Source organism: Brevundimonas sp. PAMC22021 (assembly GCF_019443405.1).
Taxonomy (GTDB): Bacteria; Pseudomonadota; Alphaproteobacteria; order Caulobacterales; family Caulobacteraceae; genus Brevundimonas.
Map to the genome: position 1 here is coordinate 1,881,862 of NZ_CP080376.1, position 16,980 is coordinate 1,898,841.

Here is a 16,980-nt window from a genome sequence, read left to right on the forward strand (position 1 = left end):
GCGGGATGGTCAGCAGCCGCGCTCGACCGCCCACTCCGGCGCCTCGAAATCCAGCGCGTCCTCGGGCTCTGCCAGCGCCAGTTCCGAGATCGTCTGGTCCTTCACCGACACGCCGGCCGTATGCACCGTGTTCGGGTCGCCCGAGACCAGAGGATGCCACGACGCCAGATCCCGCCCCTCGTGGATACGGCGATAGCCGCAGGACTTCGGCATCCACTCCAGCGCCTCGATGTTGCCGGGCGTCAGCTTGATGCAGTCCGGCACATGCGCCTTGCGGTTCGCATAGTCCGAGCAGGCGCAGACGGTGGGGTCGAACAGCTTGCAGTGCACCCGCGTCGGGATCACCTCGCCGGTGTCCTCGTCCTCGAACCGGATCACGCAGCACAGGCCGCACCCGTCGCACAGGCTCTCCCACTCGGCGGGCGACATCTCGTCCAGGGTCTTGGTTCGCCAGAAGGGCTGCATGTTCCGTCCCTTAGCGTCCGATCCCGGCGAAGTCGCGGCGTTTGGCGCATTACCGCATCGTAATCTTCACACGCGCGGTCCGCCTGCTACGGTCACTCTCAGCTCAACCCGCCGCCGGAAGCCCGATCCATGAAGCGCCTCGCCCTGCTGTCCGCCTCCGTCCTGTCACTGACCCTCGCCAGCCCGACGCTGGCCCAGGTCGCGTCTCAGACCCCTGCGCCGCCGTCGCTGGACGCCCTGACGCCGGCGCCGCTCCAGTTCACCCACCGCACCCTGTCCAACGGGCTGAACGTCTACGCCATGCCCGATCCGGCCGCCGGCACGGTGACGGTCCAGGTCTGGTACGACGTGGGCGCAAAGAACGACCCGGCCGGCCGCTCGGGCTTTGCGCACCTGTTCGAGCACATCCTGTCGCGCAAGACGATCAACATGCCGCTGGGCACCATGAACGCCCTGACCGAGGACGTCGGCGGGACCCGCAACGCCTCCACCGGCGCCGACTTCACCAACTACTATGAGACCGTCCCGCCCCAGTACCTCGAGACCATGCTCTGGACCCACGCCGAGCGCATGGCCCGCCCGGTGGTGGACGAGGCCGTGTTCAAGGCCGAGCGCGACATCGTCAAGGAAGAGCTGCGCCAGCGCGTGCTGGCCCCTCCCTACGGCCGGCTCCAGCGTTTCGTGATCGGCGACAACTCTTACGACGCCCACATCTATCGCCGCCCGACCATCGGCTCGATCGAGGACCTGGACAGCGCCACGATCGAGGACGCCCGCGCCTTCCACGAAGCCTACTATCGTCCCTCCACCGCGACCCTGATCGTGTCCGGAAACTTCGATCCGGCCCAGCTGGATCGCTGGGTGGATCAGTATTTCGCGCCCATCACCGCCCCGACCGACCGGCCCGTGCCGCAGATGACGCGCCCGCCCGAGGTGCGTCGTACCGAGCCGCGTTCCATCGTCGCCTATGCGCCCAACGTGCCGCTGCCGGCCGTCGCCGCCGTCTGGCAGGGCGTGCCCGCCAACAGTCCCGACGCCGCGGCGATCGAGGTTCTGGCCGGCGTCCTGTCCAGCGGCGAATCCTCGCGCCTCTACCAGTCGCTGGTCTATCAGCAGCAGGTCGCCGCCAGCGCCGGCCTCTACAGCGGCGCCCAGGAAGAGGGCGGCTCGATCGTCGCCCAGGTCATCGTCGCCGACGGCAAGACCCCTGACCAGGCCGAGGCCGCGCTGAACGCCGAACTGGCCCGCATCCGCGACACGCCCGTGACCGAGGCCGAACTGGCCGAGGTCAAGACCGAAATCCTCGCCTCCGCCCTGCGCAGCCGCGAAACCGCCTCGGGACGCGCCTTTCTGCTCGGCCAGGCCTTGGTCGGCCAGAACGACCCCCGTGCGGCGGACACCGACCTCGCCGCCGTCCGCGCCGTCACCACAGCCGATGTCCAGCGCGTCGCCCGACAGTACCTGGGCGACCAGGGCCGCGTCTCCATCCGCTATCTGGACGAGAGCCAGCGCCCGGCGGGTCAGGCCGACGCCTGGGCCAATCCCGCACCGCTGCCCGAGTTCATCTCCGTGCCGCCCGCGCTGAACGCTCCCAACGAACTGGCGCCGGAAGGGCAGCGCCAGGCCGCGCCCGCGCCGTCCGCCCCGGTCCAGGCTCGTCCGCCCGTAATCGCAGAGCGCACCCTGCCCAACGGCCTGCGTGTGGTGGTCGCCAAGTCCACCGACCTGCCGATCATGAACGCCCAACTGGTGACGCGCGGCGGCTCGGCCGCCGACCCGGCCGACCGCTCGGGCCTGTCGGCCATGACCGTGGCCCTGGCCGGTCAGGGCGCCGGCGGCCGTTCCTCGACCGAGATCGCCCGCACGCTGGAGGCGCTGGGCGCCAGCACCGGCTCGGGCGCCGGCCGCGACAGCACCTCGCTGGTGCTATCCGCCCCCGTCGCTTCGGCCGACGCCGCGGGCGCGGTGTTCCGCGACATCGTCACCGCCCCGACCTTCGCCCCCGAAGAGCTCGAGCGCCTGCGCAAACAGTCCATCGACGGCCTGCGGGTCGAGTTGCGCCAGCCCGGCCCCCTCGCCGCCGCGGCCCTGCGCCGCACGGCCTTTGGCGAGGGCGGCTATGGCGCGCCCGCGCGCGGCACCCCCGCCTCCTTGAACGCCGTCACCCGCGAAGAGATCGCCGCCCTGCACCAGGCGCGCTGGCGTCCGGACAACGCCGCCCTGATCATCACCGGCGGCATGAGCCCTGAGGAAGGCTTCGCCTACGCCGAGCGCCTGCTGGGCGGCTGGGCCAAGCCCTCGACGCCCTTGCCCGCGAACGCTCAGGCGGCGGCGCCCGCAGCCCTGCCGACCCCGCGCGTGGTGGTGGTCGATCTGCCCGGCTCGGGCCAGGCCGCCGTGGCCGCCGCCGTGCCTGCGCCGCTGCGCACCAGCGACGACTGGTATCGCCTGGCCGTCGCCAACGCGGTCATGGGCGGCGGCTCCAACGGTCGCCTGTTCCAGGAGGTGCGGGCCAAGCGCGGCCTGTCCTACGGCGCCTATTCCAGCCTCGGTTCGGGCGCCTCGGCCGACCTCGTCACCGCCTCCACCCAGACCAAGAACGAAAGCGCCGCCGAGGTCGTGGACCTGATCCTGGCCGAGTTCGACCGCCTGGGCTCGGAGGCCGTGGCGACGGACGCTGCGACCCGCCGCTCGACCTATCTGAACGGCGGTTTCGCCCGCCAGATCGAGACCACGGCGGGCCTGGGCGGCTTCCTGTCGGACGCGGTCGAATACGGCCTGCCGGTCGACGACGTCGCCACCTATCCGCAGAAGATCGCGGCCGTGACGCCCGAGACGCTGCAGGCCGCGGCCCGCCAGTATGTCTCGTCCGACCGCGCCTATGTGGTGGTGGCCGGCGACTCCAAGGTCTTCATCGACGCCCTGCGCGCCCGGCATCCCGACCTGGTGGTGGTCCCCGCCGCCGATCTGGACCTGTCGCGCGCCGACCTCGGCCTGCAGTAGGCGCCCGCCCTACAGGCTTGCGCCATGGCGTCATGCGGGGCGGCGGTCTATATGCCGCCCCGCATGGCAGCCAAGACCTCGTCCAGACCTCCCCTCGTCGCCCTCAAGGACGTCCGTCTCCAGGACGGGCCCCGCCCGCTGTTCGACGGCGTCGACCTGGCGATCGAGCCGCGCAGTCGCGCCGCCCTGGTCGGCCGCAACGGCGCCGGCAAGTCCACCCTGATGAAGGTGGTCATGGGCCTGATCGAGCCGGACAGCGGCGATCGCTCGGTCCAGTCCGCCGTCCGCTTCGCCTATGTGCCGCAGGAGCCGGATCTCAGCCCGCCCTCAAGTAGCGCCAGCGATAGGGCGACAAAAGAGTGGACCCTGCTGGACTACGCCGCCTCGGGCGAGGCCGAATCCTGGACCGCCGAGGCCTGGCTGACCACCTTCGGCCTCGACCCGGCCAAGTCCACCCAAGGCCTGTCCGGCGGCGAGACCCGCCGCGCCGCGCTCGCCAAGGCCTTTGCCGAAGAGCCCGACCTGCTTCTGCTGGACGAACCCACCAACCACCTCGACATCCTGGCCATCGAGCTGCTGGAAAACGAGCTGATCCAGGCCCGCTTCGCCGTGCTGGTGGTCAGCCACGACCGCGCCTTCTTGAACCGCGTCACCGACACCGTTCACTGGCTGGAGGGCCGCCGTGTCCGCACCCTGAACAAGGGCTTCATCGAGTTCGACGACTGGTCCGCCAAGGTCATGGAGGAAGAGGCCGAGTCCCTGCGCCGCCTCACCAAGAAGATCGAGGCCGAGACCTACACCTTTTACCGCTCCATCACCGCCCAGCGCACCCGCAACGAGGGCCGCGCCCGCGCCCTCATGGCCATGCGCGCCGACCGCGCCGAGCGGGTCAAGGACCTGCCGCGCGAGCTGAACCTGGGCGTCGATTCCGGCGCCCTCTCCGGCAAGCTGGTCGCCGACATCAAGGGGGTGTCGAAGGGGTTCGGGACAGTGGCGGGTGGCGAGTGGCGAGTGGCGAGTGAAACCGCCGCGCAGACCCAAGCCGACGATCAGGACGTGTCAACCTCGCCACTCGCTACTCGCCACTCGCCACTCGCTTCGCATCGCACCCTCTTCAAGAACCTCACCACCCGCATCATCCGCGGCGACCGGCTGGGCATCGTCGGCCCCAACGGCGCGGGCAAGACCACCCTGGTGCGCGTGCTGCTGGGCGAACTCGCCCCCGACGAGGGCTCCGTCCGCATGGGCGCCAACCTCGAGCCCGTCTATCTCGACCAGTCGCGCGAGGGGCTGAAGTCGGACATGACCCTGTGGGACGCGCTGACGCCCGGCGGCGGCGACAGCATCCTGGTGCGCGGCCGCTCGATGCACGTCGCCGCTTACGCCAAGGACTTCCTGTTCTCCGAGGCCCAGCTGCGCCAGCCGATCTCGACCCTGTCGGGCGGAGAGCGCAACCGCCTCTTGCTGGCCCGCGCCCTGGCCAAGCCCGCCAACCTGCTGGTCCTCGACGAACCCACCAATGACCTGGACATGGACACGCTGGACAAGCTGGAGGAGCTGCTGGAGAGCTACGACGGCACCCTGATCCTGGTGTCGCACGATCGCGACTTCATCGACCGTCTGGCCACCTCCACCCTCGCCCTCAACGGCCGCGGCGACATCGTCGAGACCCCCGGCGGCTGGACCGAGTTCGTGCGCCAGAATCCCGGCTTCCTGAGTGGCGAGGGGCGGGTGACGAGTGGCGACAGGAAACCCGCCGCACCGTCCGTCAGCGCGCCCCCGCCGACCGCTCCGAAGAAGCTCACCTACAAGGACGCCCGCCGTCTCGAAGAGCTCGAACGCCTGATCGAGACCCTCCCCGCCGACATCGCCCGCCACGACGCGACCCTGGCGGACCCCGACCTCTACAGCCGCGATCCCAAGGCCTTTGACCGCGCCATGACCGCCGCCGCCAAGGCCCGCGCCGACCTCGACGCCGCCGAGATGGAGTGGCTGGAACTGGAAGAGAAAAAGGCCGCCCTGTCCGTCTGACCGTCGCGCAACCGTGGTGGACAAGTCCGCCGGCTTCGCTCCAAGCTGCGGTTTCAGCACTGGAGACGGGAGCGGCGGGTGCGGACCATCGCGATCATCACGGCGATCACGGGGGCGGCGTCCCCGAGCCTTGCACAGGTCTTGCCGCCACCGCTTGTGTTGACGCATGGGCCAGCGCCATCGTCGCCCGCCTCGATTCTGCTGGACCCGGTCGCCGAGACCACCTGCGGCGACACGCCCGTTCAGCCCGCCTATCGCGAGGACCTGCCGCCCGCGTCCGCTTCGGAAACACTGGAAGGGCCTCAGACGAGCGTCTTTCGGTTCGCGGTGGCCGCGGACGGCCGCACGCGTGACATCCGCCCGGATGGGATGGCCGGTTCGTCCTACAACTATGCAACCGCTACGCGCGGCGTGACGGTCCAGGCCAATCTCGCCGCCTGGCGCTTCGACGGCGGGGCGCGAAGCGACTGCCGCCTGACCATCACCTATCGTCCCACACGGATCGAGGAGGCTTCGCCGTCGCTGCTGATGCGCTACTATGCGGTCACTCGCGACCGCGGCCCCTTGCGCGACGCTGTGGCGCGTCGCCTGGCCGGACCCGGCGCCAACTGCATGGTCCCGGATCGGCCCCGCCGGCGCCCGCAAACCACCAGCCATCCCGACTTCGAGCTCGGCCAGCGCCCGCCGCCCGGCGGCTACGCCTGGACCGTGGTGCGCTGGAACGTCGACGCCGCCGGCCGATACACCGATGTGGAGACGCTGGGCTCGTCGGGCGACGCGGTGTTCGACACGGAGGCCCGTCGCGCCATGGGCGACAGCCGCCTGCATCCGGGTCAGCCGGCCAACGGCTGCGTCTACAACTTCTACCGCACCGGCCCGAACCTCTCGGCGCCGCCCATCCCGCCGGAAGAGGAACGGGAGGATCCGCTGCAGCAGTGCCCCGAGGCGATCACCGCCCGGCTGTCTCCGGTGCGCGACCTGCCCTATCCGCCAGCCTTCCGCGCGCGCGGGATCGAAGGCTGGGCGCTGGTGCGTTTCGACATCGCCTCCTGGGGCCAGATCGGCAATGTGGCGGTGCTGGAGGCCCAGCCGGCGGCCGCCTTTGGCGAGGCGCAGAGCCTTGTCAGCCAGCGACGCGCCACGCCGGGCTTTGAAGCCGCCATTCGCTGCGTCCAGCCGGTGCACTACCGCATGGGCGCCGACCTCAGCGAGGACCCGTTCGACGAGACCCCGGAACGCTGACCGCCTTTCCACCGCCGCCCCCGCCGCCTACACCAGCGGCATGAGCCATTTCGGGAATCGTCGCCTCGCGGATCGCCGGCAGGCCCTGCTCGGCGGCGCGGCCCTGGCGCTGGGCGCCGCCGGCCTGATCGGGTGCCGGCGGGTCGAGGCGCCGGTGGACGAACAGGGGCGCGTGCGCCTGCGCGTGGCGAGCGACGGCCCGGCCGAGGCGCGGCACGGCGGCGTCTATGCGGCGCTTGCCTCGGGCGCCTACGAGCGGCGCGGCCTGAACGTCCAGATCGTGGCGGGCGAGTCCGCCGGCGACGTGGCCCAGCGGCTGGCGCGGGGCACGGCCGAGCTGGGCCTGGCGTCCGACGGCGCCTCCGCCTTTGCGCTGGCGGCCGAGGGCGCGCCGGTCCGCGCCGTGGCCGCCTTTTTCCAGCGCGATCCGGCCGCCCTGATGGTGCGCGACACGGCCGGCCTCGACGGCCTGTCCGATCTCGACGACCGGCCGGTGCTGCTGGCCGAGGCCGCGACTTCGCCCGCCTGGGCCTGGCTCAAGGCCAACGCGGGCTTTGCCGACACAGCGCTTCAGCCGTTCGCCGGCGATCTGCAGCCGTTCCTGGACGATCCCGACGCAGTTCTGGGCGGCCGGGTCACCAGCGATCCGTATCGCATCCAGCGCCTCGGCGGCTTCGAGCCGCGCACCCTTCTGCTGGCCGAGGAGGGCTATCCGGCCTACGGCGGCCTGGTGCTGGCGCCCAACGCCTTCGCGCGGGACAACGCCGAAGCCCTCCGCTCCTTTATCGCCGCCACGGCCGAGGGCTGGCGCGACTACATGCGCGGGGACGCATCCAGCGCCGACGCCCTGATCCGGCGCGGAAATCCGGACCTGACGGAGCCCGCCCTGACGGCCGCGCGCGAGGCCCTGCGCGACAACGGCCTGGTCGACGGCGGCGACGCCGCCCTTTACGGCCTGGGCGCCATGACGGCCGAGCGGTGGCAGGCGTTCTTTGACCTGGTCTCGCAGGCGGGCCTTGCGCCGTCCGGCCTCGACTGGCGCGACGCCTTTACCGACAACTATCTGCCCGGCCGCGGCTGAATTTTCCTCCGTTAGCGCAGGATTAAGCGCGACGGTTTAGTTCGGCGTCTCGACCCGTCTGCGCGGAGAGAGAACCGTCGTGCGCCACGCCCCGTCCCGACCCTCGGCCCTTGCGGTCGCCGGCGTGCTTGCAAGCGCCCTGATCGCCGCGCCCGCCTCGGCCCAGACCGCGCCCGCATCGGGCGAGGCGACCGGACTTCGCTACCTCTCCTGGCCCGGAAAGGCGCTGCGGCCCGCGCCGGCGCGCGTCGCGGCCTCGTCCCCGCCCGCAGCCGCGTTCGTACCGCCCGCCCCGTCGCCGATCCTCGATCAGCCCATGAGGCGCGCGGAGGCGTCGCCCCGCCAGGGCCTGACGCCCGCCAGCGCCTTTTACACGCCGGGCGCCTCGATCACCGGCCGTTTCGCCCCTGAGCCTACGCCTGCGCCGCCGCCCGCGCCTGCGCCACAACCCACGCCAGAGCCTGAGGTCGAGCCCGAGGTCGAGGTTCCCCCCGCGCCCCAGCCCCGCATGCGCCGCGTGGCGGCCTCGCCCCGCGTCGTCGCCTCCGCGGCCGTCGCGGAACCCTCCGGCCCCAGCGGTCCGCCCCCCGAACCGACGCCGCAGCCGGTCGACGCCGCGCCCGCCGCCGCCGATCCCATGGCCCCGCGCCGCGATGCGCCCATCTTCCGCCTGCAACGCCAGGCCGCGCCTGGGCCGACGCCGGCCGGCGCGGTCGCGTCCGGGACGGCGCCGGTCCCCGCCGATCCTTCGGCGTCCGGTGCGCGCTACTATTCGGTTCATCGCCAGCACGGCCAGCGGCCCGACGCCATCGCCGCGCCCGAGCCGGCCTGGCTGGATACGATGCCGGTCCAGCTGGCCACCGCGCCGTCAGACTCTGCGACCGACCTCGCCGCGCCTCCGGCCCCTGCCCTGCGCCGCGACGCCTCCGGCAAGCTGCAACCGGCCGCGCCTCTCGTGAGCGGCGATCCTTCATGAGCGAGACCCTGATCGCACCGGTTGTCGACGGCTCGCGCCTGCCAGACCTGATCGCCCTGGCCGGCGAGGCCTCCAGCGACAAGCGCCGGCTGCTGCTGCGCGAACTGACCGACCACTTCTTTGGCGCGCCCAGCCGGTCGGCCGCCGAGACGGCGCTGTACGACACCATCCTCTCCGACCTCGCCGCCGAGATGGAGACGGCCGTCCGCGCCGAGCTGGCGCAGCGTTTCTCCGAGACCTCCCAGGCCCCGCGCGGCCTGATCCGCCGCCTGGCCCGCGACGAGCTGGAGGTCGCAGGCCCGGTGCTGCGCGCCTCGCCGGTATTGACAGACCAGGACCTGATCGACGTCGTCCAGTCCCAGGGACAAGGCCACCTGCGCGAGGTGTCCAGCCGCGCCCATGTGTCCGAGGCCGTGTCCGACGCCATTGTCGAGAACGGCGACGACGAGACGCTGGGAACCCTGCTGCGCAACGACGGCGCCCAGCTGTCGCGCGCCGCCAGCGAGACGGCGGTCGAGCGCGCCAAGGCCAATCCCGCGCTGCACGCCTCGACGGTTGAGCGACGCGGACTGCCCGCCGACCTGTTGAACGAGATGTATTTCGTGGTCGAGGCCCGGCTGCGCCAGCAGATCCTGGAGCAGAACGCCCGCCTGGACCCGACCCTGCTGGAAAGCGCCCTGACCGCCGGCCGCGTCCGCGTCGCCGCCGAGGACGGCGCCCTGCCCGCCGACTACGCCGAGAGCCTGGCCTATGTGGAAGAGCTGAAGGCCGCCGGCCAGCTGACGCCGCCGACCCTGGCCCGCTTTCTGCGCTCCAACGGCCGCACCGCATTCGTGATCGCCTTGGCTCAGCTGGCCGACGTGGACTTCCACACCGCCGCCCAGATCATCGAGCGTCGCGAGCTGGACGCCCTGGCCGTGGTCTGCCGCGCCGCCGATCTCGACCGCGCCCTGTTCCTGACCTACGCGGTTGTGCTGCTGAACACCGAACGCGACGCCATGACCCGCGCCCGCGGCTACGCCTCCATGTACGGCGACCTGACCCGCGAAGCCGCACTGCGCACCCTGCGCTTCTGGAAGCTGCGGCGGGGCGCCGGGGCCGCTTAGGCCTCTTGCCCCAACATTCCTCCCCCACAGGGGGAGGGGGACCGCGCGTCAGCGTGGTGGAGGGGGTCCCGCCGCACGCAACCGGATAAAATCCAGCACCCCAGGCAGGTCCGACAACACCTCCCGCGCCGGGATGCGCACCACGGAGATACCCTGCGCCGCCAGCCAGGCATCTCTTCTCAGATCATGCCGCGCTTGGTTCGGGTTCTCGTGGGACGAGCCGTCGATCTCGAGCACCAGTCGAGCGTCCGAACAGTAGAAGTCCACGATGAAAGGGCCGAACGGATGTTGTCGTCGGAATCGAACGCCATCCAAGCGGCGGCCTCGGATCGCTTGCCAAAGGAGAACTTCAGGCAGCGTCAGCGCGCGGCGCAGGTCCTTGGCGCGGGCGATTGTGCGGGCGGGCGCTTCCATCAGGTTAGATGAAGTAAGCCTGCGGATCAGGCAAGTGCGCCTATTCCCCCTCCACCACGCCCTCCGGGCGCGGTCCCCCTCCCCCAATGGGGGAGGAGTTTAGATTGCCGCTTCTTACTTCTTCGCGCGACCGGCGCCGGCCGCGGCGCGGGCGGGTTTGCGGCCGCCTTGGCCCAGGCCCATCTGCTTGGCCAGGTCCGAGCGGGCCTTGGCGTAGTTCGGGGCGACCATGGGGTAATCCTTGGCCAGGCCCCACTTGGTCCGGTATTCCTCGGGGCTCATGTCGTATTTGGTGCGCAGGTGGCGCTTCAACGACTTGAACTTGCGGCCGTCTTCCAGGCAGATCAGGTAATCGGGCGCGATCGACTTGCGGATCGGCACGGCCGGTTCCTTGGGCTCGGGCTCCGGCTCTACAGGGCCGGTGGTGACCTGCGACAGGGCGGCGTGGATGTTGGCGATCAGCGACGGCAGCGTCTCTGCCGATACCGTATTGTTGCCGACGTAGGCCGAGACGATGTCGGCGGTCATTTCGAGCAGTTCGGGCTTTTCGTCCATCCGGATCGTCTCATCTGTTAGGTTGCAAGGTGCGACTGGTGAAGATCAGCCGCCAATATTCACAGCCTGTAGGGATGTTTGCGGTCGAAAGCAACGCGACCCGCACTTCTCAGTTTTCTTTCGCGCCTGCGTTGAGCCCGCGCCTATCTGAGTTAGAGACTGCTCAGCGCCCGAAGTCTTGCGCCAGCGCCATCATCGCCGCCCGCTGGGGCGCGGAATATTCGTCCACGGCCTCGTCCTCGCCCTGGCGTATCGCGCGAAGAAGCGTGGGCGTCAGCGCCGAAGACAGCGACCAGTTCCAGTATCGCAAAACGGTCTGGGCGCGATCCACCGCCAGCATCTCATAGGTAACCTGCACCCGCTCCCAGTCGGGGTGCACTGCGCCGTCCGCCGTTGCTTCGGGCCGCCGCATCGACCGCCACAGGTTCAGCAGATCGGCCCGCGACAGGCCCGTCGCCTTGCACAGAATGGCTAGCGGCTCTCCGCCGGGATCGCCCAGAATCTTGGCCCCGGTCAGGGGCTTGACCCCCGCCAGATACGCGATCTCCGAAGCGGTTTCGCGCGTCAGACCGTTCTGGGCGGCGTGGGCGACGGCGCCCTCCAGGTCGTCGAACGGGCTCTTGGCGATGGCGGCGCGGTTTCTCTGGCGGCGCTCGATGAACTGCAACGCCTTGCGCGACACCGGATCGGACCAGCCCTCGCGCGCGGCCATGGCGAAGACGTCCTCCGACACCTCCTGCATCACCTCGCGCGAGACGGCGAACCGCTGCAGGATGGTGCGCCGATCCTCGGGTCCGCACCACCAGAACATGACATAGGCGCCGGACGGGCGCAGTTCCGGCCGCTTCAGCAAGGGCGTGCACAAGGACGGCGTCTGGCGGCTGACGCCCACCACCCCTTCCAGCCCGACCTGCGACAGGCGGGCGGTCGTGTTGCGCAGCACGCATTCGATCACCGCCGTCTCGCCGAACGAGAACAGGGTCTCGGTCACCACCTCCGACAGGCCGCGCCGCCCGGCCATCATGAAGCGGTGGTCCGGTCCCGCGTCGCGGGCGCAGGACACCAGGTCCGCGTCGGTCAGGGAGGCGCACTGTTCGATCAGCAGGCCGGCGATCTCGGGTTCGTCGCGCAGCAGCATGCGCGCCACGCTGTTGGGCAGCTCGGCCAGGGGCGCCAGGCGCGCGGCGACGCGCCGACGCTCCTCCGGCGCCGCCAGCCGCAGCATCTCGACCAGCAGGTCGCCGGTGACCGATCGCTCAAAGGCGTTGATGCGGCTGGCCGGCAGGGACACGACGTCGGCCAGGCGCTTCAGCAGGGCGTGACGCGCCTTCAGCGGCGCCGCCGCACCGCCCTCCTCCCCCATCGCCGCCACAGCATCGTTCATGGCTGCGGAGGTTAAGCAGCGTCGGTTAACCCCGGGTATGCGGCTGGATTCCCTCTCCCTCCCCGTTCGGGGAGGGAGAGGGAATTCCTACAACCCCTCGAACAGCGCCGTGGACAGGTAGCGTTCGGCGAAGCTGGGGATGATCACCACGATCGTCTTGCCCGCATTCTCGTCCAGCGCCGCCAGGCGGTAGGCGGCGACGAGCGCGGCGCCCGACGAGATGCCGACCGGCACGCCCTCGGCGCGGGCGACCTTGCGCGCCATGTCGAAGCTGTCCTCGTTGGAGACCTGCTCCACCCCGTCGATGACCGCGCGATCGACGATGGAGGGGACAAAGCCCGCGCCGATGCCCTGGATCTTGTGCGGCCCCGGCTCCCCGCCGGAAAGCACGGGCGAGGCCGTGGGCTCCACCGCGATCATGCGGATCGAGGCCTTTTTCGCCTTCAGCGCCTGGCCGACGCCGGTGATGGTGCCGCCTGTGCCGACGCCCGAGACGACGATGTCCACGGCGCCGTCGGTGTCGTTCCAGATCTCCTCGGCGGTGGTGACCTTGTGGATCGCGGGATTGGCCTGATTGTCGAACTGCGACGGGCTGACGGCGTTCGGGGTCGAGGCCAGCAGCTCCTGCGCGCGGGCGATGGCGCCCTTCATGCCCTTCTCGGCCGGCGTCAGCTCCAGCCGGGCGCCCAGCAGCGCCAGCATCTTGCGCCGCTCGATGGACATGCTTTCGGGCATGCACAGGATCAGTTTCAGCCCCTTGGCGGCGGCGACAAAGGCCAGGGCGATGCCGGTGTTGCCGCTGGTCGGCTCGATCAGCACCGTGTCGGCGTTGATCCGCCCCTGCGCTTCCAACGCCTCGACCATGGCCACGCCGATGCGGTCTTTGACCGAGGCCACCGGGTTGAAGAACTCCAGCTTGGCCAGCACCGTCGCCTTGGCGCCGTACTCCGCCGACAGGCGCGGCAGCTTCACCAGTGGCGTGTCGCCGATGGTGTCGATGATGGAGTCATACACCTTGCCGCGCCCCGACTTGCGGTGGCGCGAGGCGTCGTATTCGGCCCCAGGCTGGGCCAAATCCTTGTTGGCGGCGGCGTCGGTCATGGCGTGGGTCTCCGCAGGCGTTCTTATCGCCAACAGATAAGGCCTCGACGCCGGGCGCAAGGGCCGGGCGTCGATGATTTCTACCGCCGCCGTTCAGATTTCCGCGTCAGCCCCGGGCGAAGGCCAGAACGCGCGCCTGGGCCTGATGCACGGGCGACATGTCCGCGGCGGCGCCGCCGGACAGCTGGAACCGGCCGACCAGCTGCGCCAGGCCCTGCGCTTCCTGGGTCAAGGAGTGGCTCGCGGCCGTCGCTTCCTCGACCATGGCGGCGTTCTGCTGGGTCACCTGGTCCATCTGGTTGACGGCGGTGTTGACCTCGGCGAGGGCCGTCGCCTGTTCCTGGGTGGAGGCGTTGATCTCGGTCATCAGGCCGCTGATCTCGGAGATGCGGCTGACGATGGCGGTCAGCGCCTGGCCCGTTTCGCCCACCAGCGACACGCCGGAGCGGACCTGATTGGCGCTTTCGGAGATCAGGGCCTTGATCTCCTTGGCCGCCTCGGCCGAACGCTGGGCCAGGGCCCGCACCTCTGACGCGACCACCGCGAAGCCGCGGCCCGCCTCGCCCGCCCGCGCCGCCTCGACGCCCGCGTTCAGCGCCAGCAGATTGGTCTGAAAGGCGATTTCGTCGATCACGCCGATGATCTGGTTGATCTGGGTGGACGACTGCTCGATCGCGGTCATGGCGGCGACGGTGCGGCCCACGACCTCGCCAGAGGCTTCGGCGTCCTGGCGCGCCTGACCGACCACGCCATAGGCGCGCTTGGCGTTGTCGGCCATCAGCTTGACGGTCGCGGTGACCTCGTCCAGCGCGGCGGCGGTTTCCTCCAGCGTGGCGGCCTGGCGCTCGGTGCGGCGCGACAGGTCGTCGGAGGCGTGGCTGATCTCGCCGGCGCCGGCGCGGATCGCGCCCGCCTTGGTGTTGATCACGCCGATATCCCCTTCCAGCTGGCCCATGGCCGCGTTGAAGTCAGCCCGCAGCTGGGCGTACTGGCCCGGTAGATCGACGGTGATGCGGTGCGACAGGTCGCCGCCCGCCAGGGCGCTGAGGCCCCGACCGGTCTCGGCCACCACCAGCGTCTGAAGCTCGGCGGCGGCCTGGTCGGCCTCGGCCCGACGCTCGCGCTCGATGGTGGCGGCGGTTACGTCGGTGGCGAACTTGATCACCTTGTAGGGTTTTCCGTCCGCATTCAGGATCGGATTGTAGGACGCCTCGATCACCACCCTGCGCCCGCCCTGGCCATAACGGGTAAAGGTGTCGGCAAAGAACTCGCCCGCGTTCAGCCTGCGCCAGAAGTCGGCATAGGCCGGGCCCGCGGCCTCGGCCGGGTCCATGAACATGCGGTGGTGGCGACCCTGGATGTCCTCCAGACGATAGCCCACCGTCGACAGGAAGTTGTCGTTCGCCGTGCGGATCGTGCCGTCCAGGTCGAACTCGATCACCGCCTGAGAGCGGTGGACGGCGTCCAGCACGCTTCGCAGCTCTGCGATCTGAGCGGCGTGTTCGGCCTTGCGGCGTTTGGACATGAGCATGGGCGGGGGTCCCGATTCACCTGTTTGGAGAACCCTATTCTCTGAACGCCTTCCGCCGCCGTAAGGGATGGTTAGCGCCCTATGAACTGCATCTGAAACCGCAAAGGTTACGTAGCTAGGGTTCGAGGGTCCGCTAACGGCAACGCTGGCGGGCCGGTTCCACAACGAAGAAGTCCCAACGTGCCTAATCGGCCATTCACCAAACGCGACATCCACGGAATGGATGACGAGCAGTTGAAACTCGCGGTCGCCTTTTCGATTGCTTTGGTGGGGCGCCGCTGGAAGGCGCGATTTGCGGCTTTGGTGAAGCCGTCCGGCAACACCAACTCGCGCGCGGCAGTACTGTATTTCCTGGCGGACGCTCCGAAGGGCCTGACCCAGGCCGAGTTGTCCGAGCTTCTCAGCATCAGCCCCGCCACCCTGACGCGCATGCTTGATGGCATGGAGGGGCGGGGCATGATCAGCCGGCGCGCGCTGATCGGCGACAGGCGCGCCAAGCTGGTGTTCATCGAGGACAAGGGGCGCGCCGATCTGGAAGACCTGGACAAGGCCGCGGGCGAGTTGCGCGACAGCCTTCTGGATGGCGTTCCGGCCGAGGATCTAAGAACAACCCTGTCGGTGCTTCGCGTGATCGAGGGCCGCCTCAGCGACAAGGGCGAAGCGGCCGGCGAAGATTTCACCCCGCGTTAACCACGTCGACGCAAAAGGTTAACGGCCCCGTCGGCCGGAGACCTTTGTTCCTGTGCGCAACCTGATCTCCGCCGTTGAAGCGATCGATCCGCTGGTGGTGACCGGCAAGGTTGCCGGCGTGAACGGGCTGTTGATCGAGTCGCGCGGAGGCCTTTCCCGCCTGGCCGTCGGCGCGCGGGCCGAGATCGGCCGGCGCGGGGCCGAGCCCCTGCCCGCCGAGGTGGTGGGCTTTCGCGACGCCAAGGCCCTGTTGATGCCGTTCGGGCCGGTCGAGGGCGTGGCGCCGGGCGCCGACATCCGCATCATCGACGCGGCGGCGGCGGTGCGGCCGACCACCGCCTGGCTGGGCCGGATCATCGACGCCTTCGGCAATCCCATCGACGGCAAGGGACCGCTGCCGCAGGGTCCGGCGCCCTATCCGCTGCGCGCCGCGCCGCCCGCCGCCCATTCGCGCGGCCGCGTAGGCGAGCGGCTGGACCTCGGCGTGCGGGCCATGGACGTCTTCACCACCACCTGCCGGGGCCAGCGGCTGGGCATCTTCGCGGGCTCGGGCGTCGGCAAGTCGGTCCTGCTGTCCATGCTGGCGCGGCAGGCCACCTGCGACGCCGTGGTCGTCGGCCTGATCGGCGAACGGGGTCGCGAGGTGCGCGAATTCATCGAGGAGACCCTGGGCGAAGAGGGGCTGAAGCGCGCCATCGTGGTCGTCGCCACCTCCGACGAGCCGGCGCTGAAGCGACGCCAGTCGGCCTACATGACCCTGGCGCTGGCCGAGTTCCTGCGCGACCAGGACCTCGAGGTCCTCTGCCTGATGGACAGTGTGACCCGCTTCGCCATGGCCCAGCGCGAGATCGGCCTGGCGGCGGGCGAGCCGCCGACCACCAAGGGCTACACCCCCACCGTCTTCACCGAATTGCCCAAGCTGCTGGAGCGGGCCGGGCCGGGCCCGATGCGGCCGGACGGCACGACGGCGGGGCCGATCACCGCCCTGTTCACCGTGCTGGTGGACGGCGGCGACCATGACGAGCCCATCGCCGACGCGGTGCGAGGCATCCTGGACGGCCACATCGTCATGGACCGCAAGATCGCCGAGCGCGGGCGCTTCCCGGCCATCGACGTCCTGAAGTCGGTCAGCCGCACCCTGCCCGGCTGCCAGACCCCGCCCGAGCGCGAGCTGAACAAGCGCGCCCGCCAGTGCCTCAGCGCCTACGCCAACATGGAAGAGCTGATCAAGATCGGCGCCTATCGCCAGGGCGCCGACCCGATCGTCGATCGCGCCATCGCTCTAAACCCTGCTCTGGAAGGTTTCCTGGGACAGGACAAGGACGACGCCACACGTCTTTCCGATTCCTTTACCCGGCTGGAGGCAATCCTGAACCAAGGCATGATCAGGGAGTGATGACG

At 70.2% G+C, this 16,980-nt stretch carries 14 protein-coding genes; 8 read left to right on the plus strand and 6 right to left on the minus strand.

Annotation, left to right across the window (positions count from 1 at the left end):
• Positions 1 to 9 precede the first annotated feature (9 nt).
• The gene (locus KY493_RS09240) at positions 10 to 465 is read right to left on the minus strand and encodes a YcgN family cysteine cluster protein (protein ID WP_219896069.1); all 456 of its coding nucleotides are present in this window, start codon (positions 463 to 465) and stop codon (positions 10 to 12) included.
• 129 nt (positions 466 to 594) lie between these two features.
• Between KY493_RS09240 and KY493_RS09245 the strand changes: the two genes are divergently transcribed.
• From KY493_RS09245 to KY493_RS09270, 6 genes are all read left to right on the plus strand, one after another.
• Positions 595 to 3,468, plus strand: coding sequence for a pitrilysin family protein (locus KY493_RS09245; protein WP_219896070.1), 2,874 nt, complete (start codon positions 595 to 597; stop codon positions 3,466 to 3,468).
• A 24-nt stretch (positions 3,469 to 3,492) separates the two neighbouring features.
• Entirely contained in the window at positions 3,493 to 5,499 is a 2,007-nt protein-coding gene (locus KY493_RS09250; RefSeq protein WP_255567846.1) for an ABC-F family ATP-binding cassette domain-containing protein, read from the plus strand.
• A gap of 78 nt (positions 5,500 to 5,577) precedes the next feature.
• Positions 5,578 to 6,741, plus strand: a complete 1,164-nt coding sequence (locus tag KY493_RS09255; protein WP_219896071.1) for an energy transducer TonB — start codon at positions 5,578 to 5,580, stop codon at positions 6,739 to 6,741.
• Positions 6,742 to 6,781: 40 nt separating this feature from the next.
• Complete coding sequence (locus KY493_RS09260) at positions 6,782 to 7,822, plus strand: ABC transporter substrate-binding protein (protein ID WP_219896072.1); 1,041 nt, start codon at positions 6,782 to 6,784, stop codon at positions 7,820 to 7,822.
• Between the two features lie 79 nt (positions 7,823 to 7,901).
• Positions 7,902 to 8,798, plus strand: a complete 897-nt coding sequence (locus KY493_RS09265) for a hypothetical protein (protein WP_219896073.1) — start codon at positions 7,902 to 7,904, stop codon at positions 8,796 to 8,798.
• Positions 8,795 to 9,904, plus strand: coding sequence for a DUF2336 domain-containing protein (locus KY493_RS09270; RefSeq protein ID WP_219896074.1), 1,110 nt, complete (start codon positions 8,795 to 8,797; stop codon positions 9,902 to 9,904). The genes KY493_RS09265 and KY493_RS09270 overlap by 4 nt, the downstream gene beginning before the upstream one ends.
• A 48-nt stretch (positions 9,905 to 9,952) precedes the next feature.
• Here KY493_RS09270 and KY493_RS09275 read toward each other — a convergent pair whose 3' ends face one another.
• From KY493_RS09275 to KY493_RS09295, 5 genes are all read right to left on the minus strand, one after another.
• Positions 9,953 to 10,318 (minus strand): endonuclease domain-containing protein, encoded by a 366-nt coding sequence (locus KY493_RS09275; protein WP_219896075.1) that lies wholly within the window; start codon positions 10,316 to 10,318, stop codon positions 9,953 to 9,955.
• 114 nt (positions 10,319 to 10,432) lie between these two features.
• On the minus strand, positions 10,433 to 10,873 hold the full coding sequence (locus tag KY493_RS09280; RefSeq protein ID WP_219896076.1) for a MucR family transcriptional regulator: 441 nt from the start codon (positions 10,871 to 10,873) through the stop codon (positions 10,433 to 10,435).
• 163 nt (positions 10,874 to 11,036) lie between these two features.
• Complete coding sequence (locus KY493_RS09285; RefSeq protein WP_219896077.1) at positions 11,037 to 12,257, minus strand: DUF2336 domain-containing protein; 1,221 nt, start codon at positions 12,255 to 12,257, stop codon at positions 11,037 to 11,039.
• 87 nt (positions 12,258 to 12,344) lie between these two features.
• Positions 12,345 to 13,358, minus strand: coding sequence for a cysteine synthase A (cysK, locus tag KY493_RS09290; RefSeq protein WP_219896078.1), 1,014 nt, complete (start codon positions 13,356 to 13,358; stop codon positions 12,345 to 12,347).
• Positions 13,359 to 13,464: 106 nt separating this feature from the next.
• The gene (locus tag KY493_RS09295) at positions 13,465 to 14,889 is read right to left on the minus strand and encodes a methyl-accepting chemotaxis protein (protein ID WP_219896079.1); all 1,425 of its coding nucleotides are present in this window, start codon (positions 14,887 to 14,889) and stop codon (positions 13,465 to 13,467) included.
• Between the two features lie 234 nt (positions 14,890 to 15,123).
• Between KY493_RS09295 and KY493_RS09300 the strand changes: the two genes are divergently transcribed.
• Both KY493_RS09300 and fliI read left to right on the plus strand, forming a co-directional pair.
• The gene (locus KY493_RS09300; protein WP_219896080.1) at positions 15,124 to 15,579 is read left to right on the plus strand and encodes a MarR family winged helix-turn-helix transcriptional regulator; all 456 of its coding nucleotides are present in this window, start codon (positions 15,124 to 15,126) and stop codon (positions 15,577 to 15,579) included.
• A 52-nt stretch (positions 15,580 to 15,631) separates the two neighbouring features.
• Entirely contained in the window at positions 15,632 to 16,975 is a 1,344-nt protein-coding gene (fliI, locus tag KY493_RS09305; protein ID WP_219896081.1) for a flagellar protein export ATPase FliI, read from the plus strand.
• Positions 16,976 to 16,980: the final 5 nt, after the last annotated feature.